Source organism: Shimia sp. R9_1 (assembly GCF_017743775.1).
Lineage (GTDB): Bacteria > Pseudomonadota > Alphaproteobacteria > Rhodobacterales > Rhodobacteraceae > Shimia.
The window spans coordinates 1-24,547 of sequence record NZ_JAGHRN010000002.1; the positions used below are offsets into that span (position 1 = coordinate 1).

The 24,547-nt window shown below is 60.2% G+C and carries 20 protein-coding genes; 5 read left to right on the forward strand and 15 right to left on the reverse strand.

Going from position 1 to position 24,547, the window contains the following annotated elements; all coding sequences use genetic code 11:
- Positions 1-742 precede the first annotated feature (742 nt).
- On the reverse strand, positions 743-1,474 hold the full coding sequence (locus tag J7399_RS06485) for an SDR family oxidoreductase (protein WP_209057408.1): 732 nt from the start codon (positions 1,472-1,474) through the stop codon (positions 743-745).
- A gap of 198 nt (positions 1,475-1,672) precedes the next feature.
- Here J7399_RS06485 and J7399_RS06490 point away from each other — a divergent pair, with 198 nt between their 5' ends.
- Positions 1,673-2,557: an AraC family transcriptional regulator gene (locus tag J7399_RS06490; RefSeq protein WP_209084848.1), complete on the forward strand. Its 885-nt coding sequence runs from the start codon at positions 1,673-1,675 to the stop codon at positions 2,555-2,557.
- A 29-nt stretch (positions 2,558-2,586) separates the two neighbouring features.
- Here J7399_RS06490 and J7399_RS06495 read toward each other — a convergent pair whose 3' ends face one another.
- From J7399_RS06495 to J7399_RS06520, 6 genes are all read right to left on the reverse strand, one after another.
- Positions 2,587-4,578, reverse strand: a complete 1,992-nt coding sequence (locus tag J7399_RS06495; protein WP_209084849.1) for a methyl-accepting chemotaxis protein — start codon at positions 4,576-4,578, stop codon at positions 2,587-2,589.
- A gap of 366 nt (positions 4,579-4,944) precedes the next feature.
- Positions 4,945-6,888, reverse strand: a complete 1,944-nt coding sequence (locus tag J7399_RS06500) for a methyl-accepting chemotaxis protein (protein WP_209057437.1) — start codon at positions 6,886-6,888, stop codon at positions 4,945-4,947.
- A 310-nt stretch (positions 6,889-7,198) separates the two neighbouring features.
- The gene (gene msrQ, locus J7399_RS06505; protein WP_209084850.1) at positions 7,199-7,825 is read right to left on the reverse strand and encodes a protein-methionine-sulfoxide reductase heme-binding subunit MsrQ; all 627 of its coding nucleotides are present in this window, start codon (positions 7,823-7,825) and stop codon (positions 7,199-7,201) included.
- On the reverse strand, positions 7,818-8,042 hold the full coding sequence (locus J7399_RS06510) for a GDCCVxC domain-containing (seleno)protein (protein WP_209084851.1): 225 nt from the start codon (positions 8,040-8,042) through the stop codon (positions 7,818-7,820). Before J7399_RS06510 ends, msrQ begins: the two co-directional genes overlap by 8 nt.
- Before the next feature lie 5 nt (positions 8,043-8,047).
- A complete protein-coding gene (gene msrP / locus J7399_RS06515; RefSeq protein ID WP_209084852.1) occupies positions 8,048-8,953 on the reverse strand; it encodes a protein-methionine-sulfoxide reductase catalytic subunit MsrP in 906 nt (301 codons plus the stop codon).
- Between the two features lie 160 nt (positions 8,954-9,113).
- On the reverse strand, positions 9,114-10,598 hold the full coding sequence (locus tag J7399_RS06520; protein WP_209077454.1) for an FMN-binding glutamate synthase family protein: 1,485 nt from the start codon (positions 10,596-10,598) through the stop codon (positions 9,114-9,116).
- A 316-nt stretch (positions 10,599-10,914) separates the two neighbouring features.
- On the opposite strand from J7399_RS06520, the gene J7399_RS06525 reads away from it, so the two are divergent.
- Complete coding sequence (locus J7399_RS06525; RefSeq protein WP_209084853.1) at positions 10,915-11,886, forward strand: alpha/beta hydrolase; 972 nt, start codon at positions 10,915-10,917, stop codon at positions 11,884-11,886.
- Here J7399_RS06525 and J7399_RS06530 read toward each other — a convergent pair.
- The 3 genes from J7399_RS06530 to clpB all read right to left on the reverse strand — a co-directional run bounded on the left by J7399_RS06530 (position 11,873) and on the right by clpB (position 16,593).
- Positions 11,873-12,526, reverse strand: coding sequence for an HAD family phosphatase (locus J7399_RS06530; protein WP_247742799.1), 654 nt, complete (start codon positions 12,524-12,526; stop codon positions 11,873-11,875). The two genes, J7399_RS06525 and J7399_RS06530, sit on opposite strands and share 14 nt — an antisense overlap.
- Before the next feature lie 7 nt (positions 12,527-12,533).
- Positions 12,534-13,889 carry a dGTP triphosphohydrolase gene (gene dgt / locus J7399_RS06535; RefSeq protein WP_209084855.1) on the reverse strand — a complete coding sequence of 452 codons (1,356 nt, stop codon included), beginning with the start codon at positions 13,887-13,889 and terminating at the stop codon, positions 12,534-12,536.
- 88 nt (positions 13,890-13,977) lie between these two features.
- Complete coding sequence (gene clpB / locus J7399_RS06540) at positions 13,978-16,593, reverse strand: ATP-dependent chaperone ClpB (RefSeq protein ID WP_209084856.1); 2,616 nt, start codon at positions 16,591-16,593, stop codon at positions 13,978-13,980.
- A 258-nt stretch (positions 16,594-16,851) separates the two neighbouring features.
- On the opposite strand from clpB, the gene J7399_RS06545 reads away from it, so the two are divergent.
- From J7399_RS06545 to J7399_RS06555, 3 genes are all read left to right on the forward strand, one after another.
- Positions 16,852-17,118, forward strand: a complete 267-nt coding sequence (locus J7399_RS06545; RefSeq protein WP_209057454.1) for a hypothetical protein — start codon at positions 16,852-16,854, stop codon at positions 17,116-17,118.
- Between the two features lie 153 nt (positions 17,119-17,271).
- Positions 17,272-17,991, forward strand: coding sequence for an orotidine-5'-phosphate decarboxylase (gene pyrF / locus J7399_RS06550; RefSeq protein WP_209084857.1), 720 nt, complete (start codon positions 17,272-17,274; stop codon positions 17,989-17,991).
- Between the two features lie 82 nt (positions 17,992-18,073).
- On the forward strand, positions 18,074-19,327 hold the full coding sequence (locus J7399_RS06555) for a DNA polymerase IV (protein ID WP_209084858.1): 1,254 nt from the start codon (positions 18,074-18,076) through the stop codon (positions 19,325-19,327).
- Positions 19,328-19,594: 267 nt separating this feature from the next.
- On the opposite strand, the gene J7399_RS06560 is transcribed toward J7399_RS06555, so the two are convergent.
- The 5 genes from J7399_RS06560 to J7399_RS06580 form a co-directional block, all read right to left on the reverse strand.
- Positions 19,595-20,815 (reverse strand): AMP-binding protein, encoded by a 1,221-nt coding sequence (locus J7399_RS06560; protein ID WP_209084859.1) that lies wholly within the window; start codon positions 20,813-20,815, stop codon positions 19,595-19,597.
- 127 nt (positions 20,816-20,942) lie between these two features.
- A complete protein-coding gene (locus tag J7399_RS06565) occupies positions 20,943-21,761 on the reverse strand; it encodes an ABC transporter ATP-binding protein (protein WP_209057476.1) in 819 nt (272 codons plus the stop codon).
- A gap of 77 nt (positions 21,762-21,838) precedes the next feature.
- On the reverse strand, positions 21,839-23,122 hold the full coding sequence (locus J7399_RS06570) for an ABC transporter substrate-binding protein (RefSeq protein WP_209057478.1): 1,284 nt from the start codon (positions 23,120-23,122) through the stop codon (positions 21,839-21,841).
- A gap of 78 nt (positions 23,123-23,200) precedes the next feature.
- Positions 23,201-24,277, reverse strand: coding sequence for a branched-chain amino acid ABC transporter permease (locus tag J7399_RS06575; protein ID WP_209057480.1), 1,077 nt, complete (start codon positions 24,275-24,277; stop codon positions 23,201-23,203).
- Positions 24,277-24,534 (reverse strand): hypothetical protein, encoded by a 258-nt coding sequence (locus tag J7399_RS06580; RefSeq protein WP_209057482.1) that lies wholly within the window; start codon positions 24,532-24,534, stop codon positions 24,277-24,279. The genes J7399_RS06575 and J7399_RS06580 overlap by 1 nt, the downstream gene beginning before the upstream one ends.
- Positions 24,535-24,547: the final 13 nt, after the last annotated feature.

Sequence of the window (24,547 nt, forward strand, 5' to 3'; positions counted from 1 at the left end):
AGTGAAGCTGTTGTAAACTCTATTATCAGCCGAAGCCTAAGAGCCGATATGCAGGTGTTTGTTCATCGAAAGAACCAAACCGCCCTCATATCTCTTCAGTGTCATCACAATGTCAAATAACGTCGGAGCCCAAAAAAGAACCCCAGAGACAAAACCACCAGACCGCGCCGAAAAACTTCCTAGCGCAACCCGCTGATACTGCTCGATATTTCCAGAACTTCCCAACCCAGAGCCTCGCTCCCCGCCAGTCCGTCCCGCCGTTGTGCGCCTCAGCGCCGCCGGTGAAGGGGGTTCTAAGGTTATCACCCACCAGCCGCAAGCGCTTTTTTCACTTTTTTCCCAAATTCAAAAACTTTCTTGCAAAAATAAACAATATCAACGACTTAAACACACACAACCAAACCAAAAACCCCACAAACCAATCCCAAATCCCCGCAAACCAACCTTATCCACAGAGTAACCCACAGACTCGTGGCAGACTCGCAGAAGACTCGCTCCAAAATCAGAACGATCTCCCGAAACACTCCACGCAACACCAAACACAAACGTCGGTTTCGCGTCGGTAACGCATACGTATCGCGGAGGTGGAACAATCGGACCGCAAGCACCAACGGGCGCAAAGACGCAGATTCCGCAACGGGGGGGCAGAATGCAAAAAGGGCTGCCCCGCTCTATATGAGCGAAGGCAGCCCTTGGCGCCAAACTGGCGGCGGCCGGGGGAGGAAAACAGCCGCCGTCCGGTTTATGGCTGCTGACGCGTTGCGGTGATCACCACGTCGCGGATGTTCACGCCCTGAGGCTGGGCATACATAAAGGCTGCGGTGCGGGCGATGTCGTCTGCTACCAGCACGCCACCCATGCTGTCTTTCCACGCTTCATAGCCGTCGATGATCTCCTGATCGGTGGTGTGACCCAGAAGTTCGGTTTCGACGGCACCGGGGCAGAGGCTCATCACACGCACATTTGCGTCGGCCACTTCTTCGCGCACGTTTTCACTGATCGCGGAGACCGCGAATTTGGTGCCCACATATGCGGCGTGGTTCGGGAAGGACTTTTTGCCCGCAATAGAGGAGACGTTGATGATGGTGCCGCTGTTGCGCGCCTTCATGTCACCAAGCACGGCCTGCATGCCATTGAGCAGAGCAACAACATTGAGGTCATACATGCGCTGCCATTCCACAGGATCCTGCGTGTCGATCTGACCCAGCAGCATCACGCCTGCGTTGTTGACCAGACAATCCACCGGTCCATAGGCGGCCTCTGCCTCGGTGATCGCGGCGCGGAAAGCGGCGGCATCGGTCACATCCACCTTGCGGCAGAGCGCATTGGGCAGACCCAGCGCTTCGATTTTCTCAACGCGACGCGCAACCAGCAGCAAAGGGTGGCCCGCTTCGGAGAAACGCTTTGCCATGGCGGCCCCGATACCGGAGCTGGCACCAGTGATAACAATAAGACCTTTGGTGTGTTCGGACATTTCACTCTCCATATGATGTGCGGCTCTGGGCCGTTTGTTCTGACAGGGAGATAGGACCATTGGCGCATTTGGTGAATGATGCATTCTGTCGAAGACTTGCGCATTCCTATCAATTGGGCGCAAAAGCCCCGAGACGATCCGGCAAAACATGATCTATTGCACCTCAGGCACATGAGGTTTGGCACAAGGAGCCAGAGAATGCAGCATTTGGAAGCGGTGAAAGCACAGCATGGCTTTGGCCCCGGGGCGGGGTATGTAGCAACGCAGCTGCCGCAGGTGCAGTTCTTCTGGTCGACACAGACCGTGCCGCGTGCGCCGCTGATCTATAATGCGGGCATTGTGCTGATCCTGCAGGGTCACAAGATCGGCTATCTGGGCGATCACGTCTTTACCTATGATCCGGACCATTATCTGGTGGTCAGCCTGCCCACGCCGTTTGACTGCGCCACCTTTGCCACCGCAGAGGACCCGATGTTGGGGCTCTTCATCAATATTGAGCCTGCGGAGCTGCGCAGCCTTGCGCCTCTGGTGGACAGCGACACATTGAGCCCGACCGCCGCGCCTTTGGGGCTGTCCCCTGCCCCTGCGGATGCCGAGCTGAAAGGATCTGTTGACCGGCTGCTCAAGGCGCTGTGTTCGGAGGCGGAAAGTCAGGCACTGGGCAATGGCATTGTGCGCGAGATTCTGTTTCACGCGCTCAAAGGCCCCCATGGTCCGGCGCTGCAGGCCTTGGCCAAGTCGGATTCACACTATGACCGGGTGGCGCGCAGCATCACATTGATCCGCGAGCACTACCCCGACAACATCAGCGTGGATGCTTTGGCAGAAACCGCAGGCATGAGTGCGCCTGTGTTTTACCGCGCGTTCAAGAGCATCACGGGATCATCCCCCTTGCAGTATCTGAAGGCCACACGCCTGAGCCGGGCCAAAGGGCTGTTGCTGGAAGGCAGCATTGGCGTGGCCGAGGCGGCGCATCGGGTGGGATATGAAAACGCGGCCCATTTCAGCCGCGAATTCAAAAAGCATTTTCAGGTCAGCCCCAAAGAGGCGCAATCGTCGGGCTATCATCCGATTGATCTGTGATCGCCCGACGGTGATCTGAGTGGGCCGGTTTAGAACTCCGCCCAGATGTCAGCCGCTGCGCTGCCATCATCAAAGGTGATCGCCGGGGCCGCGGCCGCAGCCGTTGCAGCCGCCGGGGCTGCGGGCTTGGGCTTGGAAGTTTCGACCTTGGCTTTGGCGGGCGCGGGTTTCGGCTTTGGCTTCGGTTTCGGTGCTGAGGCCGCTTTGGCGGGCGCATCATTGGCTGCGGCCGCTGGAGCCTCTTCGGCAGTCTCAACAACGGGTGGCGTCGGACGTTTGCGCGCCGCTGCATCAATATTGAAACGTCCCACCAGATCCGCAAGCTGCGTGGCATCGCCTTTGAGCATATGGCCAGCGGCAGTGGCTTCTTCCACCATGGCCGCGTTTTTCTGTGTGACCAGATCAAGCTGAGATACACCCGCGTTGATTTCACCCAGACTTGCGGATTGCTCCACCGCGCCTTCGGCAATGTCAGACACCATCTGGGAAATGCTCGCCACACGTTCGGTGATGCTGTTGAAGGACTCGCCGCCCTTGCCCACCAGTTCAACACCCTGTGCCACCAGCTTGGAGGAGTCTTCGATCAGGTTCTTGATTTCCATCGCCGCCTCAGAAGAGCTGTGGGCCAGGTTGCGCACCTCGGAGGCCACAACCGCAAAGCCACGGCCCGCATCCCCGGCGCGCGCTGCCTCGACCCCGGCGTTCAGGGCCAGCAGATTGGTCTGGAACGCGATGTCATCAATCACCGAGATGATCTGCGCAATCTGGCTGGAGCTGCGTTCGATTTCGGTCATGGCCTGAACCGCGTTCTGCACCACGGCGCCGCTGCGTTCGGCCTCTGATTTGGCCTCATCCATGGCGCTTTCCACGCTGCGCGCGCCTTCGGCGGCGGCTTTCACAGAGGTGGTCAGATCATCCAGCGCGGCGGCGGTTTCTTCCAATGTGGCCGCCTGGCTTTCGGTGCGTTTGGAGAGATCGTCAGAAGCCTGACTGATTTCGCCAGCGCCGTTACGGATCGAGCCTGCGGCCTCGATCACCTCGGTCATGGTCTGGCTGAGGTTGGCGATGGAGGCGTTAAAATCTGTTCGCAGCGCTTCGTAATGCTCCGGGAAGGAGGTGGTGATATTGGCCGCCAGATCCCCTTTGGACAGGCTGGAAAGATGGGCGGAAAGCGTCTGCACCACCTCGCTCTGGGCGGCATCGCGGCGTTTTTGCTGCTCTTCCAACTCGCCTTGACGCACCAGCGCATCGCGGAACACGGCCACCGAGCGGGCCATATCCCCCACCTCGTTTTTGGTCTCTGTGAACGGGATGTCGCTGTCGGTGTCGCCTTGCGCCATGGTTTCCATGCGGGTGCTGAGCCGACCCAGCGGGCGGGTGACACTGCGGGTGATGAAGAAGGCTGCAAGCCCCAAGATCAGGAGTGTGCCCGCCAGAACCATCAGCGCCTTGTTGCGCAGCAGAGCCAGATCGGCCTCGATGTCAGAGACATAGGCGCCGGTGCCGATCGCCCAGCCCCAGGGTTCAAACTGCAGCGCATAGCCGAGCTTGGCCTCGGGCTCGTCGCTGTCCGGTTTGTTGAAGTGATAGAGCACGCTGCCGTGGCCGGTTTCAAAGGCGGCGTTGTAGAGCGCCTCAAACAGGCGCAGACCGTTCACATCCTCCAGATCGCGCTGGCTGGTGCCGATCCAGTTGGGTCGGTGGGGGTGCACCTGCATGATGTAGTTCTTGTCAAAGACAAAGAGATAACCGGTTTCATCATAGGAAAACGTATTGAGGCGTTCGCGGCCGATGGCCTGTGCCTCCTCCAGCGTGTAGGCGCCGGATTGCACGCCGGCGTGCAGATCGTCGAGCAGGCTCGCGCCGATTTCCGTGATGTGGTGCAGTTCCTTCTCGCGCATGGTCTCGATGGAGCTGCGCATGTGGGTCTGCAGGATGGTGGTCAGGCCAACGGACAGGGCAAGCGCCAGCACCGCAAGCGCCACGATGCGGGTGGAGAGTTTGGACAGGAAGGTTGGCATAATTTGGCGGCCCCGATTTAGAAAGAAATGTGCTTACTTTTTTGGTAGGACCGCAAAGGTTAAGGCCGACTTACTGTGTGTCATTGCGCAGGGCATTTGGGGCTCCGATGGGACGATCCGCGGCGACGTGCACAAAAAACGCGCAAAGTTGAGACGCGGAAAACCGCGCGGTTTCAAATGATTAAAACATCTTTGAGTTGTGCACCTCTCGCCCTCGCCTCAATACCTAAAATTCTTCCGATTTCAGGCGGTTTTTGCGGTTTGGGCGCGGGGGCTGGCGGAATGCCGTTGGATGGCTGGGGGGATGCAAAGAAAAACGCGGCCCCTGAGGGACCGCGTTTTTCGTGGTGTAGGAGAGCATAGGGTTTAGAATTCCGCCCAGATGTCGGCCGCTGCATTGCCATCATCAAAGGTGATGGCCGCCGGTTGGCGCGCAGGCTCGGTCTTGGCGGGCTGCTCTGCGGCGGGTTTGGGCGCTGCCGATTTTGGTGCTGCAGCCTTTGGTTTGTCGACGGGTTTCGCAGCCGGTTTCTCGGACGAGACCACAGCTTTCGCCACAGGGCGTTTGGCTTTGACGGCACCGAGGTCGAAGTTGTTGACCAGATCCACCAGACGCGCCGCATCGCTTTTGAGCAGGTGCCCGGCGGCGGTGGCCTCTTCGACCATGGCGGCGTTTTTCTGGGTCACGTGATCCAGCTGAGACACACCGGCGTTGATTTCGCCCAGACCGGTGGATTGCTCCACCGCGCCTTCGGCGATGCCTGACACCATCCGCGAAATCTCAGTCACACGTGCGACAATACTGTTGAACGATGTGCCACCTTTGCCGACGAGTTCGACACCCTGCTCGACCTGCTTGGCGGATTCATCAATCAGATTCTTAATTTCCATGGCAGCTTCAGAGGAGCTATGGGCCAGATTGCGAACTTCGGACGCCACAACCGCAAAGCCACGGCCAGCGTCGCCAGCGCGGGCGGCCTCAACACCGGCGTTCAACGCCAGAAGGTTGGTCTGGAAGGCGATGTCATCAATCACCGAAACGATCTGAGAAATCTGACTGGAGCTCTGTGAGATTTCATTCATGGCGCGCACAGCATCGCCCACAACCTCTTCACTCGCCTTCGCTTCGCTCTGAGCTTCGGCAATGGCGACTTCAACATCGCGTGCGCCGGTGGCGGCGGATTTAACTGAGTCGGTCATATCATCCAGCGCAGCGGCGGTCTCTTCCAGCGTTGCCGCCTGGCTTTCCGTCCGTTTGGACAGATCGTCAGAAGCCTGGCTGATCTCATCTGCGCCGTTGCGGATGGAGCGGGCCGACTCAACCACTTCGGTCATGGTCTGGCTGAGCGTGGTGATGGAGGAGTTGAAATCGGCGCGCAGCGCTTCGTAATGCGACGGGAAGCGCTCGATGATTTTGGCCGACAGATCGCCTTGAGCCAAACGTGACAGATGGCTGGAGAGCGTGGTCACAACTTCGCTTTGCGCGGCGTCGCGTACTTTTTGCTCTTCTTCCAGTTCTTTCTGACGCACCAGCGCATCGCGGAACACACCTACGGTGCGGGCCATGTCGCCCAGCTCGTTCTTCGTTTCGGTGAACGGGATGTCGCCGTCGGTGTCACCCTCGGCCAGATCAGTCATGCGGTTGCTGAGTTTGCCCATCGGGCGGGTGACGCTGCGAGTCAGGAAGACAGAGGCCACAACCAGAAGCACCAGTGTGATGCCAAGCACCATCAGCGCCTTGTTGCGGATCACCGCGATCTCGGCGTCGATGTCGGACACATAAGCGCCGGTGCCGATCACCCAGCCCCAAGGCTCAAAATACCGGATAAAGCCAATTTTGGCTTCCATCACATCGCTGCCCGGCTTGATGAAGTGATAGATCAGCGTGCCGGCGCCGGTGGCGCGGGTGGCGTTCTTCAGCTCCTGATAGACATAAATGCCGTTGGTATCCTGGAAATCCTTGCGGTTCACACCAACGGTTTCTGGTGCAACGGGGTGGGCCTGAATGACGTAGTCGTCGTCAAACGCGTAGACATAGCCATTCTCCCCAAAAGCCATGTTCGAGAGGCGTTCGCGCGCCAGATCTTTGGCCTCATCTTCTGTGTAGCGACCCGCTTGAACATCGCTTTCAAGATCTTTGAGCAGGTTCACACCAATTTCGGTGATCGCGTGCAGCTGCTGGTCACGCATGCTTTCTGCGGTGCGGGTGGCCTGATTTTGCAACACGATGGTCAGCACTATCGACAATGCCAGCGCCATAGCGGCGAGTGCAGCGATACGCGTGGAGATTTTGTGAATGAATGGGGGCATGATTTCGGGATTCCTACACCAACCGATACTTTTGGAGGCGGGAGATAGGGGGGAGCGGGTTAATGTTCGCTTACTGCCAGTGGGCGATTTTCGCGGCGCGATTGGGGAATTTGCTCGGCGAGACGGTGAAAACCGATTGTTGCCTCAAAACGACCCGTGTGAAAGTCAGTGACAACAAGGGCTTAGGTCAAGGCAAAGCGGGCTGAAGAAATAGAGAGAATGCGAGAGGAATTCTCAGCGGCGCACAGCGTTTTTGCCCGCGCTTCAGGAGCGGGCGAAACTGGCCGCCCGGCAGACAAGCGCAGAGACGTCAGGCGGCGCTGCGCAAGGGGCCTTTTTTGGGGTGGCGCATCTGGCGTTTGGGCAGGCGGCGCAGGGCGATCAGGCCGACGATCACGATCAGATAGACGTAGGGCTCATACTGAAAGCTCTTGATCTGCATGATGTAGTGGATGCCGCCCAGCAGCACGGCGAGGTAGGTCGCCTTGTGCAGTTTGCGCCAGTTGGGGCCGAGCTTGCGCACGGATCGGTTGTTGGAGGTCACCGCAAGCGGCAGCAGGATCAGCAGCGAGGCCATGCCCACAATGATGTAGGGGCGCTTGGCGATGTCCGCCCAGACCTGGCTGAGGATCTGCACATCGAGCACCACCCAGACCAGAAAGTGCAGCAGGATGTAGAAAAAGCTGATCACGCCCAGCGCGCGGCGCCAGCTGAGGAAGTTCAGAGAGGTGAAACGGCGCAGCGGGGAGACCAGCAGAACCGCCACCAAGACCTGAAGCCCCGCCTTGCCCAGCGCGTGCTCCATCGCCTTGACCGGATCCACGCCCAGACCGCCGGTGAACCCCGCATAGAGCAGCCAGACCGGATAGGTCGCCCCGACAAGATAGAGCAGCCAGCTTGGTGTTTTGCGAATGGCGGTGTTGAGCGCGTCAGTCATCGTCACCTTCCCCGCAGGCTTCGCCCCGCTGGATCGGCGGGCATGGCGCGGTGCCGTATGAGCAGAACACACAGCAATCGCCGGGCAGCGGTTTGATCAGCCCGTCACAGGAGGGGCATTCCAGAAAGAAAAGGCAGCTGTCCTCAGGCATCTGATGTGCCTCCTCATGACCGCAATGCGGGCAGGTCACTTGGGATATGAGGATCAGCCCCTGCATCCGGCTTAGTAGTTCTTCCGCAGGTCCATGCCTTCATAGAGGCCGGCCACTTCTTTTTCATAGCCGTTGAACATCAGCGTCGGGATGCGTTTGGCAAAGAAACCGCCACCGATCGGGCGTTCAGACGCCTGAGACCAGCGCGGGTGATCCACCTGCGGGTTCACGTTGGAATAAAAGCCGTACTCGCTTGGGATCGACTTGTTCCAGCTGGTGGGCGGCTCTTTGTCCGTCAGCGTGATGCGGACAATGGATTTGATCGACTTGAAGCCGTATTTCCAAGGCACCACCAGACGGATCGGCGCGCCGTTCTGGTTTGGCATGGGTTTGCCGTAAATCCCGGTGGCCATCAGTGTGAGCGGGTGGTTGGCCTCGTCCAGACGCAGGCCTTCGACATAGGGCCATTCCAAAAACGGCTGGCGCTGGCCGGGCATTTCTTCCGGGCGGTAGAGCGTTTCAAAGGCGACGTATTTGGCACCGGACTGCACACCGGCGAGATCCAGCAGGTCTTTCAGCTCAAAGCCGTTCCAAGGCACCACCATCGACCAGGCTTCGACACAGCGGAACCGGTAGATGCGCTCCTCAATCGTCATCTTGGACATTATGTCGCTCAGAGCGTAATCACCCGGATTGTCCACCATGCCGTCGATCTTGATCGACCAGGGTTTGGTGGTCAGCGCCCCGGCGTAGCGGGCCGGATCTTCCTTGCGGGTGCCGAACTCATAGAAGTTGTTGTACTGGGTAATGACGTCAAATGGCGTTGGCTCCAGCGTCTCGGTGGCGGCCTGCGCCTTGGGCGCGATGGTTGCAAGGCCAAGACCGGCCATGCCCGCCATGATCTGACGGCGGTTCAGATAGGCGGACTTTGGGGTCACATCGTCATGTGTGAGGTCGTTGGTCCAGCGGTGGGCCATGTGGAGTCTCCTTTGTCTTGAGGAGAGACATAGCGCATTTGCCCCCCCAATCGCCACAAAGACAGGCCACACCAGCGGTCACGATGATGTGGGCGGGCTGTAATGTTTTGGTGCGGCCCTCGCCTGCCCCGCCAAACAGGAGGACAGGCGCGCGACGCGGTCAGACGCTCTCGGGGCGCGGGAAGACCTCGTTCATCGGCACGGAGCGGCCGTTTTCCTGCACCAGGCGCACATGACGCCGCCGCAGTTTGCGCGGATCAGACACGCCCACGGAGTGTGAGAGCACCTCCACCTCTTTCACGATGGCTTTGGCATAATTGGCCACGCGCGGGGCCTTGCGGTCCACCACGAGACCTTTCTGGAACCGCGGGTCATGGGTGGTTATGCCGGTTGGGCAGGTGTTTTTGTTGCACTTGAGCGCCTGAATGCAGCCCAAGGAGAACATGAAGCCGCGCGCAGAGGTCACAAAATCCGCGCCCGCCGCCAGGGCCCAGGCCACATCGCCGGGGTTCACCAGCTTGCCCGAGGCAATCAGGCGCACGCGATCCTGCAGGCCGAACTCTTCGCGCAGATTGGCCACCAGAGGCAGCGCTTCGCGCACCGGCATCCCCACCAGATCCATCAGCGGCATGGGAGCGGCACCGGTGCCGCCTTCGCCGCCATCAATGGTGATGAAATCGGGCGCAAAATCCGCGCCGCGCCGGGTGATGGCTTCAAAGAACTCCCGCATGGTGGTTTCCGCGCCCACAACGGTTTTGATCCCGACCGGCTTGCCCGTGACCTCGCGCACATGGGTGAGCATGTCGATGAGGTGATCAAAGCTGTCGATTTCGCGGTGGCGGTTGGGGGAGATGCCATCCTGCCCCACTTTGAGGCCGCGAATGGCGGCGATCTCCTCTGTCACCTTCTCGCCGGGCAGAATGCCGCCTTTGCCGGGTTTGGCCCCCTGCGCCATTTTGATTTCAAACATGCGGATGGCCTCGTGGCTGGCAACCTCTGCCAGTTTGGCATCATCCAGACCGCCATGTTCATCGCGCACGCCAAATTTGGCCGTGCCGATCTGAAACACCAGGTCGCAGCCGCCCTCATAGTGGAATGGTGACACGCCGCCCTCCCCGGTGTTGAGCCAGATCCCGGCCTGCGCCGCACCCTGGCTGAGCGCCTGAATGGCAGGTTTGGACAAGGCGCCGTAGCTCATGCCCGAGATATTGAAGAAGGACGGCGCCAGATAAGGGGTGCGGGCGGTTGGCCCGATCAGCAGAGGCTCTGATTTGGCGTATTGGTCATCGAGCGGCGGGAAAGGGTCATTCACAAAGATCGGCGTGCCCGGCACGCTGAGGTTGCGGGTGGAGCCAAACGCAATGGTGTTGGATTTGCCTTCGCCGGCGCGACCGACCCATTCCCGCTGCGCACGGTTGAAGGGCAGCTCTTCGCGGTCCATGGCAAAGAAATACTGGCGGAAAAATTCGCCAAGCTCGGAGAAAATATGACGGAAGCGCCCGATCACCGGATAGTTGCGGCGGATGGCGTCTTCGGTCTGGCTGCGGTCAACAACAAAGAGGACAAGGGCCAGAAGCACCAGAGCGGCAAAGATCAAAACAAAGACGAGACCCAGCACTTCGACGATGTCAAAGGCGGTTTCCATTGAGGCTGCCATTTCCATAGGTGGCGCTCCTTATGATTATTTTGGCCTTAAAGTGATCTTATGTGTCCCAAGGGGCAAGTCACGATCAGACAACAAATGCGTGTGTTGGGCGACAAACAGCGCGCCACGTTGCGAGGTCAGACGTTTCGATCTAGGCTGATCTTACTGTTTCTGAGCCCGCAAATCCTGCCTTTCTGCCGCTCTATGAGGATCGTTTTTGAGATCTCTGCGGTGGGTCTGCGCATTTTTGCAGGATGTTGGGCCATTTGTGCGCTGCGCGATCTTCAGCGCTTTGTTTATTGAGTGGATGTGTCTCATGTTATTTATCACCAATCGTTTTCCCACCCAAAGCATTCGCAGCCGTAAGGGCCGCCGCTTTACCTTTGATCTGGACAACAACGCACCGTCCAACTCGGTGTTTTACTGCGAGACCGGCGCGGAGGGGCACCACACCGAGATCACCAGCGATGAGCTTCTCAAACGCGTGCGCGAAAGCCAGCGCCGTCAGATCCTGCTCTATGTGCATGGGTTCAACAATCTGCCCGATGTGGTGTTTGAGCGTGCTGCCGAGCTGCAGGCGTTTTGTGATGCGGCCAAACCCAAAGAAGTTCTGGTGCTGCCGCTGATCTGGCCCTGTGACAACGGGCTGGGGGTCGTGCGGGATTATTGGGACGATCAGAAATCCGCCGATCAGAGCGGCTATTCCTTTGCGCGGGTGCTGGAGCGGTTCATGAAATGGCGCAACAGCGCGGACAATGAGCCGGAAGTTGCGCCGTGCCTGAAGCGGATCAATCTGATTGCGCATTCCATGGGCAACCGCGTGCTGCGCCAGACGCTGGTCGCCTGGGATCAATATGATCTGGCCGCCGGTGTGCCGCTTTTGCTGCGCAACACGTTTATGGTGGCCGCCGATGTGGTGAATGAGACCGTGCATGAGGGCAAGCCCGGCGCGCTGATCAGCCATGCCTCGCGCAATGTGGTGGTCTACTACGCCTCAGACGATCTGGCCTTGCGGGCCAGCAAGGCGGCGAACCTGCGCAACAAAGTGGCATCGCGGCGGCTGGGGCATACGGGGCCGGAAAACATCGGCCGCACGCCACGCAATGTGTTTCAGGTGGATTGTGACGATGTGAACACCAGCTATGACACCCCTACCGGGCATATGTATTTTCTCGACGACGGGGGCGGCAAGAAGCCCGGCAAAGTGTTCAACCACATGTTTGACTGCATCCTGAACGGGCGGGTGTTTCCCGATGACCCCGATCAGCGCTCGATCATTTTGAAGTGAGCCCCAGCAGCCTGGGCAGCGAACGCATATCGTCAAAGACATCGTCACAGATCGGCGTGAGGCGTGTCGGGTCTGTGTCTGCGGTGAAGCCCAAGGTGCGCATGCCTGCCACTTTGCCTGCGCGGGCACCGCTGGGGCTGTCTTCCACAACCACGCAGCTTGCAGGGGCGATGCCCGCATCCGCCGCGGCCTTGAGATAAACGTCAGGTGCGGGTTTGGGGTTAGTCACATCTTCGCGGGAATAGATGCGGCCTGCGAGACGTGAGGCGATGCCGCAGCGGGTGAGCGTGATCTCCATTTTAGCATGCGGGCCGTTTGAACAGACCGCATAGGGAATACCTGCCGCATCCAATGCATCCAGCGCGTGAACGGCGCCGGGGATCGCGGTGACCTCGGTGGCAAGGCGCGCAAACATTTCCGCGTAGATCAGATCAACCCAATTGTCCTCAAGGGTGGCCCCAAGACCGCGCGCCGTTTTGGCAACGCCCGCGATGGTGCCGCCGACAAAGAGGTCTATGACCCGGTCATGGGACACTTGCAGGCCGCGCGCGGCGAGGTTTTCAACCAGCAACGCGTTGGTGACAGGCTCGCTGTCCACCAGCACGCCGTCGCAATCAAAGAGAACAAGATCTGGGGTCATGGGCATCTCAGGCGGTGCCCGAAATCATTTGGGCGGAAGCAATGGCGTGGCGGTCTGTCATGCCGGAGACAAAATCAGTGATCCCATGGGCCGCGGCATAAGGATTGCTCACGTCGCGCAGATCAAGGCCAAGGGCGCGAACAAGTTGCGCCTCGTAGCTGGGCAGCGCCTCGGCGTTCCAGCCGTTTTGGCGCAGCGCATCATAGACCGGCAACACGCCATCAAGCACCCGCCAGATTGCATTGCGGCCCTGAATTTCCAGCCGGGTTTTGCGCGGGGCAGTGAACAGGCGCTCACGTGCGGTTTCCTTGATGCGCGCGAAAGCCTCATTTTTGTCCGACACGGCAATCAGCTCATCTGAGAACTGGCCGGACAGGATGGCATCGTGATGGGCGATGAAGGCGGCCAAACAGGCGTCAATCGCGCCGCCAATGGCGCGGGCGCGCAGGTAGCTGATGCGTTCATAAGGCGTGTAGGCAGATTGATCGCGGTTGGTCAGACGGCAGAGCGGCGCGAGCAGGTCCTCCACCCGCTCAAGGCTGAGATCACCGGCGGAATAGCCGTCTTCGAGATCCACAATGTTGTAACAAATGTCGTCTGCCGCCTCGACCAGATAGACCAGCGGGTGACGCCGCCACCAGAGGCTGCCATCAGGTGCGGTTTCTTCGGGCAGGCCCAGCGCCTGCGCCACGGTTTTGAGCGTGTCATATTCGCTGTGAAAGCCGCCAAACTTCTTCGCCCCCACATAAGGTGCTTTGCCGCCATTGGCCGCTTTCAGCGCGGCGGAGGTGCTCGCCGTCATCGGGTATTTGGTGAAGGCCCCAAGCACCGCATTGGAGAGCCGCATGCCGCCTTCGTTGCGATACATTTCCAGTCGGGTAACGATGCGAAACCCCTGTGCATTGCCTTCCAGCGGGGTGAATTCCGCCTGCTTGGCGGGGTCAAAATCTGCAAATAGCCCTGTGTTGGCGTCAAATTTCTCGGCAAACCAGCCGCCCATGGCCTCTTCTCCTGAGTGACCAAAAGGCGGGTTGCCAATATCGTGTGCCAGACAGGCAGCGTGGACGATGCCCGCGATCTTGGGCGCTTCGCCAGCGGTCAGATGCCCCTGCTCTTCCAGCCAGCTGCCAACTTTCATGCCCAAGGTGCGGCCCACGCTGGCGACCTCGACCGAGTGGATCATGCGGTGGCGCAGGTGATCGTGCTCATAAAGCGGGTGGACCTGTGTTTTGTTGGCGAGCCTGCGAAACGGCGCAGAGAAGGTGATCCGGTCGGCATCCTGAACGAAGTTCTGGCGCAGGGGGTCTTCCTGTTTGCCAATGTCAGAAGCGCGGTCGGTGTTGATCAGGGTGTGCCAGTCCAAAATGTGAGGTCCGTTTGTCTGTCAGTGAAGTCTGTGGATGAAAAGAAAAAGCCCGCTGCGGACAGCGGGCTTTCTGGAAGATTTCAGATCAATGTACAACCGCATCATCCGGTTTTGGCTGCCCTGAGGTGCCAAGCCGGTCGCCGATGATCAGCCCATCTGCCCCGGCGCTGACCGGGATGGTGTCGCCGTCTTTCACATCCCCCGCCAGCAAAGCCTCCGCCAGCGGGTTTTGCAGAGCGCGCTGGATCACGCGTTTGAGCGGACGGGCACCAAAGACCGGATCATAGCCTTCATCGGCGAGCCATTTCTGCGCGCCTTCATCCAGTTCGATACCGATTTTGCGGCCTGCGAGACGTTTTTTCAGGCGGGCGAGCTGGATCTCGACGATGCCATCCATATCTGCGCGCGCGAGGCGGTCAAAGATGATGGTCTCATCCAGTCGGTTGAGGAATTCGGGGCGGAAGTGGGCGCGCACCGCATCCATCACATCGCGCCGCGCATCGGCTGCGTCCGCACCTTCGGGCAACTGGCTGAGCGCCTGTGCGCCAAGGTTGGAGGTGAGGATGATCAGCGTTTGCTTGAAATCCACCGTGCGGCCCTGGCCATCGGTGAGCACACCATCATCGAGCACCTGCAGGAGCACGTTGAAGACATCCGGATGGGCTTTCTCGACCTCATCAAACAGCACCACCTGATAGGGGCGGCGGCGCACGGCCTCTGTTAGCACCCCGCCTTCGTCATAGCCGACATAACCGGGAGGCGCACCGATCAGGCGGGCGACCGCGTGTTTCTCCATGAATTCGGACATGTCGATGCGCACCATGGCGCTGTCATCATCAAAGAGGAAGTCGGCCACGGCCTTGGTGAGCTCGGTTTTCCCTACGCCGGTGGGGCCGAGGAAGAGGAAGCTGCCAAGGGGGCGGTTTTCATCGTTGAGGCCTGCGCGGGCGCGGCGCACAGCGTTGGACACGGCGGTCACGGCGGCGTTCTGGCCGATCACGCGGGCGTGCAGGTCCTCTTCCATGCGCAGGAGTTTCTCGCGCTCGCCCTCAAGCATCTTGGAGGTTGGAATGCCTGTCCAACGCTCGACCACCTGGGCGATCTGCTCCGGGCGCACGGCTTCTTCCACCGTCATTTCACCCTCGCCGTTTTCGGCGGCATCGAGCTGTTTTTCGAGATCTGGGATCACGCCGTAGCTCAGCTCACCCGCGCGGGCGAGATTGCCTTCGCGTTTGGCGATGTCCAGATCGGCGCGGGCCTGATCGAGCACTTCCTTGATGTGCTGCGCGGAGGCGAGTTTGTCACGACCGGCCTGCCATTTGGCGGTGAGCTCGGCAGACTTCTCCTGCAGATCGGCGAGGTCTTTCTGCAGGGTTTCCAGACGGTCCACGGAGGCGGCGTCATCCTCCAGCTGGAGCGCCTGTTCCTCGATCTGCAATTGAAGGATCTGGCGGTCAAGCGCGTCGAGCTCTTCGGGTTTGCTGTCCACTTCCATGCGCAGGCGGGAGGCGGCCTCGTCCACAAGGTCGATGGCTTTGTCCGGCAGGAAGCGATCCGTGATGTAGCGGTGGCTGAGCGTAGAGGCGGCGACCAGTGCAGAGTCAGAGATGCGCACGCCGTGGTGCAGCTCATACTTCTCTTTGATGCCGCGCAGGATGGAAATTGTGTCTTCCACGGTGGGCTCTTCGACCATCACCGGCTGGAAGCGGCGCGCGAGGGCCGCGTCTTTCTCCACGTATTTGCGGTATTCATCGAGCGTGGTGGCGCCGATGCAGTGCAGCTCGCCGCGCGCAAGGGCCGGTTTGATCAGGTTGGCCGCATCCATCGCGCCCTCAGATTTGCCGGCGCCCACAAGGGTGTGCATCTCATCGATGAAGAGGATGATTTCACCTGCGGCCTCAGTGACTTCGGTGAGCACGGATTTGAGGCGTTCCTCAAACTCACCACGGTATTTTGCGCCTGCAATCAGCGCGCCCATGTCGAGCGCGAGAAGCTTCTTGTTACGCAAGCTTTCAGGCACGTCGCCGTTGACGATGCGCAGAGCCATGCCTTCGGCAATCGCGGTTTTACCGACGCCGGGCTCCCCGATCATCACCGGGTTGTTTTTGGTGCGGCGGCTCAGAACCTGCATGGCGCGGCGGATTTCATCATCGCGGCCAATGATCGGGTCGATTTTGCCTTCGCTGGCGCGCTCGGTCAGATCCTGCGCGTATTTCTTGAGCGCCTCATAGCCGTCTTCTGCCGACGCGCTGTCTGCCGTGCGGCCTTTGCGGATGTCGTTGATCGCAGCATTGAGCGCTTTGGCGGTGACATTACCGGCCTCAAGCGCGTCGCGGGCTTTGGATTTCACCATCACCAGCGCCATCAGGATGCGCTCCACCGGCACAAAGCTGTCGCCTGCTTTCTTGGCAAGGCTTTCGGCCTCAGAGAGCACTTTGGCTGAGGTGTTTTCCAGATAGGGCTGGCCAGTGTCGCCCGACACCTGCGGCTGTTTGGCAACGGCGGCATCGACCGCCTCGCGCACAGCTGCGGCGTTGCCGCCTGCGCGGCTGATCAGATTGGCCGCAAGCCCCTGATCATCGTCCATCAATGCTTTCAGAATGTGTTCGGGCACCAGACGCTGGTGGTTTTCCCGCATCGCGATGGTCTGCGCCGCCTGAATAAAGCCGCGTGACCGCTCCGTGAACTTGCTCAAGTCCATGGGTTTTCTCCTTCTCATAAGCGCCCGATTGCCGATAACGCCCGCTTTGCGGCACGTCAGGTTGTGGGCCTCGGTAAAGATGTGGGATCTTGCGTGTGTCAGGTCAAGATTGCCAGACAGGAATTTAAATCTGTCTCAACGGATGCGGGATTTTCCAGGGCGAAAAGGGCACAAAAATTCCCCTAAATTGAGACAATTTTCGCCCTATTTTCGCGCCAGACTGAACGTCGAACAGAATGTTTATGGGGGTGGCATGCCATGCATGTGACAGAAATTCAGATCACCAACCCGATGTATCGCCAGACACTGGGCGAGTTGACGGCTGTGGTGAGCCTCAGCAGTGCATCGCGTGATGTGCGGGTGCATTGCGCAGTGCCGGCGGAAGACAGCACCGAGCCGCAGAAAGGCGCGGGACGGCTGGCCTTGATCCGCGAAGCGCTGCGGCAACTGCGCCGGATGCCAGAGATGCGCACCGGCCGCGAAGAGCTTTCCTTTGCGCCGGGCGTATTGCCAAGCGAGGGCTGATCCGCCTCAAAGGCAATCTATTGAGCCTCCCGGTGGGGAGGCTTTTTACGTTTCTGGGGTCTGCCCTGAAGCACGCAGGCTTGCCGCAGCGGGGATGAAGCGTTAGAAGGCGCGCGTTTGCTTTGTGCCACCCTAAATTGCTGGAGACCTCCCATGAGTTCAGACGACCGCCTGATCGTAGCCCTTGACGTGCCCAACGCCCTGCAGGGTGTGCAGCTTGCAGAGCAGATTGGCGATGCCGTGTCTTTCTATAAGATCGGGCTTGGCATGCTGACCGGAGGCGGGCTGGCGCTGGCCAATGAGCTGAAAGACGAGCACGGCAAGCGCATCTTTCTGGACATGAAGCTGTTTGACATCGGCGCCACGGTTGAGGCGGCGGTGCGCGGGCTGGCGCAGTTTGATCTGGATTTCCTCACCGTGCATGGTGACCCGCATGTGGTGGCTGCGGCCAAGGAAGGCGCGGCGGGCAGCAATCTGAAAATTCTGGGTGTGACCATCCTGACATCGCTGGATCGCGCGGATCTGGACAACTGTTTGATCAAAGACGGCGAGATCAAGGATCTGGTGCAGGAGCGCGCAGGCCGGGCGTTTGACGCGGGCGCGGATGGCGTGATTGCCTCCCCACAGGAAGCGGCGCTGATCCGGGCTTTGCCGGAATCTGAGGGCCGTCTGATCGTGACCCCCGGCGTGCGCCCCGCAGGCGCAGCACTGGGCGATCAGAAACGCGTGGCAACCCCGGCCAATGCGGTGGCAGATGGCGCTGACCACATTGTGGTGGGCCGCCCGGTCTGGACCGCCGAAGACCCGCGCGCCGCAGCGCAAGCCATTGTGACAGAGCTGGCATCGGCACAGGCCAAGCGCCCCAACCGCTAAGCCAAAGCCTGCGCGCCGCCCCTGTCAGGCGGCGCGACTGCTGCTATATTGAGGCTCCGAGACTCACACGAGAGACGCGCGGATGCCCGCATTTTGCCGAGACTGCCTGACCGAGAGCCAAAGCGCGGCGCGCTGCGGCCATTGTGGCAGCATGCGCATGATTTCCCATCCGGAGCTGTTTGATCTTTCCATCGCGCATATGGATTGTGATGCGTTTTACGCGAGCGTGGAGAAGCGCGACAATCCGGAGCTGGTGGACAAGCCGGTGATCATTGGCGGCGGGCGGCGCGGCGTGGTTTCCACGGCATGTTACGTGGCACGCATTCGCGGGGTGCGCAGCGCCATGCCGATGTTTCAGGCGCTGAAACTCTGCCCAGAGGCGGTGGTGATCAAGCCGCGCATGTCGGTTTATGTGGAGGTCAGCCGCGCCATTCGCGCGATGATGGACGAGCTGACCCCGGTGATTGAGCCGTTGTCGCTGGATGAGGCGTTTCTCGATCTCACCGGCACCACAAAACTGCATGGTGCGCCGCCAGCGGTGATGCTCGCACGGCTGACAAAACGGATGAAAGACGAGCTGGGGATCACAGGTTCAATCGGGCTGTCCCACAACAAATTCCTTGCCAAAGTGGCCAGTGATCTGGACAAGCCGCGCGGATTTTCGGTGATTGGCAAGGCGGAGACCGCGAACTTCCTGAGTGACAAGCCGGTGCGGATGATCTGGGGGATTGGCCCGGTGGCGCAAGAGAGCCTTGAGCGCGCGGGCATTCGCACCTTCACCGACCTGTTGCGCTGGGATCAGGAAGACCTGATCGCACGGTTTGGCAACACCGGTTATCGGCTGTGGCATCTGGCGCGGGGGCAGGACAAGCGTAAGGTCTCTGCGCATGCGCCGATGAAGAGCATCAGCAACGAGACCACGTTTTTTGAGGACACCGCCAGTCTGGATGTGCTGGACGGGCACATATGGCGGCTGTCGGAAAAGGTGTCGGATCGGGCGAAAGCCAAGGATCTGGCGGGGCGGGTGGTGACCCTGAAGCTCAAGCGCGCCAATCACAGCACGATCAGCCGCCGAGTGAGCCTGCGGGATGCGACACAGATGGCGGACACGCTCTATCGCACCGCGCGTGGGCTGTTTGATCAGGTTGGAAATGAGGGGCCTTACCGGCTGATCGGGGTGGGACTTGCGGATCTGGTGCCCGCTACGCAGGCGGATCTTTCAGGCGATCTGCTCGATCCGCAGGCGGTGCAGCGCGCCAAGGCGGAGCGCGCCACCGATGCGATCCGCGCACGGTTTGGCGCGGATGCGATCCAGAAGGGGCGTGGGATACGTTGAGAGGAAGGGCCGCGCCCGACCGCGGGTGGGCGCTCAATCCGGTAAGCGTGGCACTTTATCTCGCAACTAACTGGTCGTTCACGACATGTGCAACCGTTGCAAAAGCGCCCGCCCATGGGGGCGGACGGGCGCTGCCCGGCGGCGCGATGCGCCTTGATTCCGGGCGAAGCTAACAAGGGCGGCGCCTGCCTGGGGAGGTGCGCATGCACCTGCCGGGGGGCGGCGGGCGCTGCCCGTGCCGCAAGCGACACGGGCGTTGGTTTTAGATCAATCGTATTTGCGCTGGTCTTCGATGACGATGCCGTCTTTGGGCAGGCTGCCCGGCGCGACGATTTCGACTGTGCCTTTGAGCTTGAGCGCATCCACAACGGAGGCCCCATAGGCGGCCGCATCACCGCCCGGAGATTCAATCTGCACTGTCATCACATCCATCTCGCCTGAACGCGTCGCGATGACGCGCGCCTTTGCGATCTCGTCATGTTTGGCCACCAGCGCCGCAACCTGCTCTGGCCGCACAAACATGCCTTTGATCTTGGCGGTCTGGTCGGCGCGACCCATCCAGCCTTTGATGCGCATGTTGGTGCGGCCACAGGGGCTTTCGCCCGGGAGGATTGCGGAAAGATCGCCGGTGGCAAAGCGGATCAGCGGGTAATCGGGGTTGAGCGTGGTCACCACCACTTCGCCCACCTCGCCCGGCGCGACTGGGGTGCCGGTGCCCGGCGTGACGATTTCGACAATCACGCCTTCGTCGATGATCATGCCTTCCATGGCCTCGGATTCATAAGCAATCGAGCCCAGATCGGCGGTGCCGTAGCCCTGCAGACAGGTGATGCCGCGATCGGCATATTCCTGACGCAGCGAGGGGAAAAGCGCGCCGCCGCCGACAGTGGCTTTGGTGATCTGGAGTTTTTCGCCCATCTCCTCAGCCTTGTCCAATATGATCTTGAGATAGTCGGGCGTGCCCGCATAGGCAGTGGTGCCGATGTCCACCGCGGCGCGGACCTGCATTTCGGTCTGCCCCACACCTGCGGGAAGCACTTTGGCACCCACGGCGCGGGCGCCGCTTTCAAACATCATGCCCGCCGGGGTCAGATGGTAGGAAAAGCAGTTGTGCACGATGTCAGCCGCGCCAATGCCCACCGCATGCAGCACGCGGCCAAAGCGGAACCAGTCATGGCTGGTGCCACCGGGTTCATAGATCGGACCCGGAGACTGGAACACATGGGCAATGTTGGGATTGCTGAGATCAGCAAAACCGCCCAAGGGGCCGGAAGCTTTCTGTGCGGCACCAAGCTCTGATTTGCGCAGCACGGGGAGGTCTGCCAGCGCCTGAGCCGAGGTGATCTTGGCCGGATCCACATCCGCCAGACTGGCCGCAAAGCCCGGCAAGGCCTTAGCGCGGTCCAGCTGCGCAGGCAGGGCTGCGCTCAGATCGGCGGCGCGCTGATCGGCGCTGCGGGTTTCCAACTCATCAAAAAAGCGGCTCATGTTGCCATCCTTTATGTGCTCTGCCGCCATGCGTGCGGCCAAAGATTTCTTGTGCGCGCGCTGAGAGAGAGCGGCGCGAGACGGGAAGTGGGTGCCCGGTCAGACCGGGCAGAAAGGGAGGCTGAGGTCAGCTCAGCCAGCGTTTGCGGCGACGATAGGAGCGCACGTCGCGGAAGGATTTGCGGCCTTCTTCAGACATGCCGAGATAAAATTCCTTCACATCCGGGTTTTCGCGCAGTTCGGCGGCAGGGCCATCCATCACCACGCGGCCGGATTCCAGAATATAGCCATAATGGGCAAAGCGCAGCGCCACATTGGTGTTCTGCTCTGCCAGAAGGAAGGTCGCGCCTTCTTTCTCATTGAGGTCTTTCACGATGGTGAAGATTTCTTCCACCAGCTGCGGTGCAAGGCCCATGGAAGGTTCATCCAGCAGAATACATTCCGGGCGGCTCATCAGCGCGCGGCCAATGGCGACCATCTGCTGCTCCCCGCCGGAGGTATAGCCCGCCTGCGATTTGCGGCGCTCTTTCAGGCGTGGGAAATAATTGTAGACCATCTCGAGATCTGCGGCGACTTCGCCACCGCTGCGGGTATAGGCCCCGGTCAGCAGGTTCTCTTCGACCGTGAGGTGCTCAAAGCAGTGACGGCCTTCCATCACCTGAATGACGCCCTTTTTCACCAGCGCTGCCGGATCAAGATCGGCCACAGGTTCGCCGCGATAGTTGATCGTGCCTTTGGTGACCTCGCCGCGCTCGGAGTGCAGCAGGTTTGAGATGGCCTTCAGCGTGGTGGTTTTGCCTGCGCCATTGCCGCCCAGCAGTGCGGTGATGCCGCCCTTGGGAACCGAGAGGCTCACGCCTTTCAGCACAAGGATCACGTGATTGTAGATCACCTCGATGTTGTTGACCTCCAGAAGGGTCTCTTCGGTGCGACCAGCGTCAAGCATAAGCGTTGTCTTTCGTCTCAGGATCAGGGTGCCCCGGCCAGCAAGTTCCGGCCGGGGCGGTTGGGTTTGAGCGGGGCTTACTTACAGGCCGCTTCGATGTTGTTTTCAGCGGCGTAGGCTGCGGAATCTTCCGCCACCAGCGCGCCGATCACCTCACCGTCAGTCTCTTTAAAGTCAGAGATCAACGACCAGGTCTGATTGGCCGCGTCCCACTGGGTCACACCAACGAGGCCCGGGCCACCGTGGTTCTGACAGGAGACGTTGAAGGCCGGACCAAAGTTCGGCATGCCGAGCGCGGTCATTTTGGCCTCATCAATTTGCAGCGCTTCCATGCCGTCACGCATCTGGCTTGGAGTGATGTCGGCTGTACCGTGGATGCCTTGAGCGGTTTTGGCCGCCTCAGCTGCGAGCATGGCCGCATACATGCCACGGTTATAGAGCACGTTGCCGACCTGATCGCCTGCGCCTGCCGCTTTGCCCGCATCAACAACATACTTCTGGATGTCGTCAAAGATCGGGAAGTCACGGCCCACGTTGTGGAAGGTCAGCGCCTTGAAGCCATTGGCCTTCGCGCCCGCTGGCAGCACGTCATGCTCTGCACCGGACCACCAGATGCCGATGAAGTTTTCCATCGGGAAGCGGATGTTGGCGGCTTCCTGAACCGCAACCTGGTTCATCACGCCCCAGCCCCACATCAGAACAAAGTCCGGACGTTCGCGGCGGATCTGCAGCCACTGGGATTTCTGCTCCTGACCGGGGTGATCCACCGGCAGCAGGCTCAGCTCATAGCCGTGCTTTTTCTGCAGCTCTTCGAGCGTGCGGATCGGCTCTTTGCCGTAAGCGGAGTTGTGATAGACCAGCGCAATTTTCTTGCCCTTCAGGTCACCGCCATTGGTCTCAAGCAGGTAGTTCACCGCACCGGAGGCCCCATCCCAGTAGTTGCCAGGGTAGTTGAACACGTGGCTGAAGACTTCGCCGTTGGCGGCAGAGGTCCGGCCATAGCCCATGGAGTGAATCGGAATGTCATCCGCGGTCGCTTTGGGGATCAGCTGATATGTGATGCCGGTGGAGAGCGGCTGATAGACCAGCGCGCCTTCGCCTTTGGTGGATTCGTAGCATTCCACACCTTTGGCGGTGTTGTAGCCGGTTTCACATTCGATCATGCGGATCGGAACGCCACCAATGCCGCCATCACGCTCGTTCAGCAGAGTGAAGTAATCTGCGTAGCCATCCGCGAAAGGAATGCCGCCTGCAGCGTAGGGGCCTGTGCGGTAGCTGAGTGATGGGAACACCAGATCGGCCATTGCCGGGGCTGCCGCCATCACCGCGCCGAGCGCCATGGATGCGAATTTCAATTTCATCGGGTTTCTCCTCCCTTGGTTTTTGTCCGATGGTGAGCGCAGGGCCTCCCCGCCCCGCGCGCTGGTCATGGCCCCGCCTTAATGCGGGAAGGGCCACAACCTCAGCTTCTCCTTGGCCACGCGCCAGAGCTGCGCCAGACCATGGGGTTCTGCGATCAGGAAGACGATGATCAGCGCCCCCACGATCAGGAATTCGAGGTGTGCGGCAATATCGGTCGGCCAGCCAAGGCCCCCCACCAGCACGTTTTTCAGCAGGACCGGCATCAGAACCAGGAAGGCTGCGCCGGCAAAGGAGCCGAAGATCGAGCCCAGGCCGCCGATGATGATCATGAAGAGCACCAGGAAGGACTGGTTGATGCCAAAGGCCTCGCCCACTTCCACCGCGCCCAGATAGACCGAGAAGAACAACGCGCCCGCAACACCGATGAAGAAGGAGCTGACAGCAAAGGCGGAGAGCTTGGCCTTCAGCGGGTTCACACCGATGATTTCAGCGGCGATGTCCATGTCGCGGATCGCCATCCATTTGCGCCCCTGCATGCCGCGCGTCAGGTTGCGCGCCACAATCGCCAGCAACGTGAGGATCACGAGGCAGAAGAGATAGGGCGCCCAAGCGGTGGTGTTGGGGCCGGTCACGGCGATGCCAAACACGGTGCGTTCCGGTGCGGAGATCTGACCGGAGGCGGAGTAGTTGTAAAACCACGGCACCCGGTTGAAGAGCCACACAAGGAAGAACTGTGCCGCCAGTGTGGCCACCGCCAGATAGAAGCCTTTGATGCGCAGCGATGGCAGACCAAAGAGCACCCCGACCAGCGCGGTCACGCCGCCCGCCAGGAGCACGTGGATGAAGATGTTGATCTCCGGGAAAGAGGTCATGAGCTTGTAGCAGGCATAGGCCCCCACCGCCATGAAGCCCCCGGTGCCCAAGCTGACCTGCCCGCAGTAGCCCACGAGGATGTTCAGACCAATCGCCGCGATCGCGTAGATCAGGAACGGCAGGAAGATCGCGTTGACCCAGTAGTCATTGATCAGGAACGGCACCGCGCAGAAGGCAAAGAGCATCACCGCATAGTACCGATAGCGATCAAAGCGGATCGGGAAGGTTTGGTTGTCGTCGGCGTAGTTCGTTTTGAAGTCGCCCGCTTCACGATAGAACATCAGCTGTTCTCCTCGTTATATTCTCTTTCAAGATGGGACCGGTCCGCCCGGTTCCCCTTTTTCGCATAGCCCGTGGCCTCTGAGTGCCGCACAAGCTTGAGGTAACACCACACTCCCAGCGCTCCCCCTGTCGCCGCGAGGACCGCGGCGGTGGTCATTTGCCCCGCATCAGCCGGGTCCGCCGTGATGGCGAGGTAGCCGAAGGCCCAGAAGCCGGACCAGGCGATGACGTTCAGGATGGCTAGAAGTTTTGGCATATCCTGTGAGACC

What these genes read in the sequence shown, in the direction of transcription:
- J7399_RS06555 (WP_209084858.1), top strand. Translation starts at nt 18,074, where the DNA reads ATGCCCGCATTTTGCCGAGACTGCCTGACCGAGAGCCAAAGCGCGGCG.
- J7399_RS06485 (WP_209057408.1), bottom strand. Translation starts at nt 1,474, where the DNA reads ATGTCCGAACACACCAAAGGTCTTATTGTTATCACTGGTGCCAGCTCC.
- J7399_RS06525 (WP_209084853.1), top strand. Translation starts at nt 10,915, where the DNA reads ATGTTATTTATCACCAATCGTTTTCCCACCCAAAGCATTCGCAGCCGT.
- msrQ (WP_209084850.1), bottom strand. Translation starts at nt 7,825, where the DNA reads ATGACTGACGCGCTCAACACCGCCATTCGCAAAACACCAAGCTGGCTG.
- J7399_RS06510 (WP_209084851.1), bottom strand. Translation starts at nt 8,042, where the DNA reads ATGCAGGGGCTGATCCTCATATCCCAAGTGACCTGCCCGCATTGCGGT.
- J7399_RS06545 (WP_209057454.1), top strand. Translation starts at nt 16,852, where the DNA reads ATGCATGTGACAGAAATTCAGATCACCAACCCGATGTATCGCCAGACA.
- J7399_RS06495 (WP_209084849.1), bottom strand. Translation starts at nt 4,578, where the DNA reads ATGCCAACCTTCCTGTCCAAACTCTCCACCCGCATCGTGGCGCTTGCG.
- msrP (WP_209084852.1), bottom strand. Translation starts at nt 8,953, where the DNA reads ATGGCCCACCGCTGGACCAACGACCTCACACATGACGATGTGACCCCA.
- J7399_RS06530 (WP_247742799.1), bottom strand. Translation starts at nt 12,526, where the DNA reads ATGACCCCAGATCTTGTTCTCTTTGATTGCGACGGCGTGCTGGTGGAC.
- clpB (WP_209084856.1), bottom strand. Translation starts at nt 16,593, where the DNA reads ATGGACTTGAGCAAGTTCACGGAGCGGTCACGCGGCTTTATTCAGGCG.
- J7399_RS06560 (WP_209084859.1), bottom strand. Translation starts at nt 20,815, where the DNA reads ATGAGCCGCTTTTTTGATGAGTTGGAAACCCGCAGCGCCGATCAGCGC.
- J7399_RS06575 (WP_209057480.1), bottom strand. Translation starts at nt 24,277, where the DNA reads ATGTTCTATCGTGAAGCGGGCGACTTCAAAACGAACTACGCCGACGAC.
- J7399_RS06500 (WP_209057437.1), bottom strand. Translation starts at nt 6,888, where the DNA reads ATGCCCCCATTCATTCACAAAATCTCCACGCGTATCGCTGCACTCGCC.
- J7399_RS06490 (WP_209084848.1), top strand. Translation starts at nt 1,673, where the DNA reads ATGCAGCATTTGGAAGCGGTGAAAGCACAGCATGGCTTTGGCCCCGGG.
- J7399_RS06520 (WP_209077454.1), bottom strand. Translation starts at nt 10,598, where the DNA reads ATGGAAACCGCCTTTGACATCGTCGAAGTGCTGGGTCTCGTCTTTGTT.
- J7399_RS06580 (WP_209057482.1), bottom strand. Translation starts at nt 24,534, where the DNA reads ATGCCAAAACTTCTAGCCATCCTGAACGTCATCGCCTGGTCCGGCTTC.
- J7399_RS06570 (WP_209057478.1), bottom strand. Translation starts at nt 23,122, where the DNA reads ATGAAATTGAAATTCGCATCCATGGCGCTCGGCGCGGTGATGGCGGCA.
- pyrF (WP_209084857.1), top strand. Translation starts at nt 17,272, where the DNA reads ATGAGTTCAGACGACCGCCTGATCGTAGCCCTTGACGTGCCCAACGCC.
- J7399_RS06565 (WP_209057476.1), bottom strand. Translation starts at nt 21,761, where the DNA reads ATGCTTGACGCTGGTCGCACCGAAGAGACCCTTCTGGAGGTCAACAAC.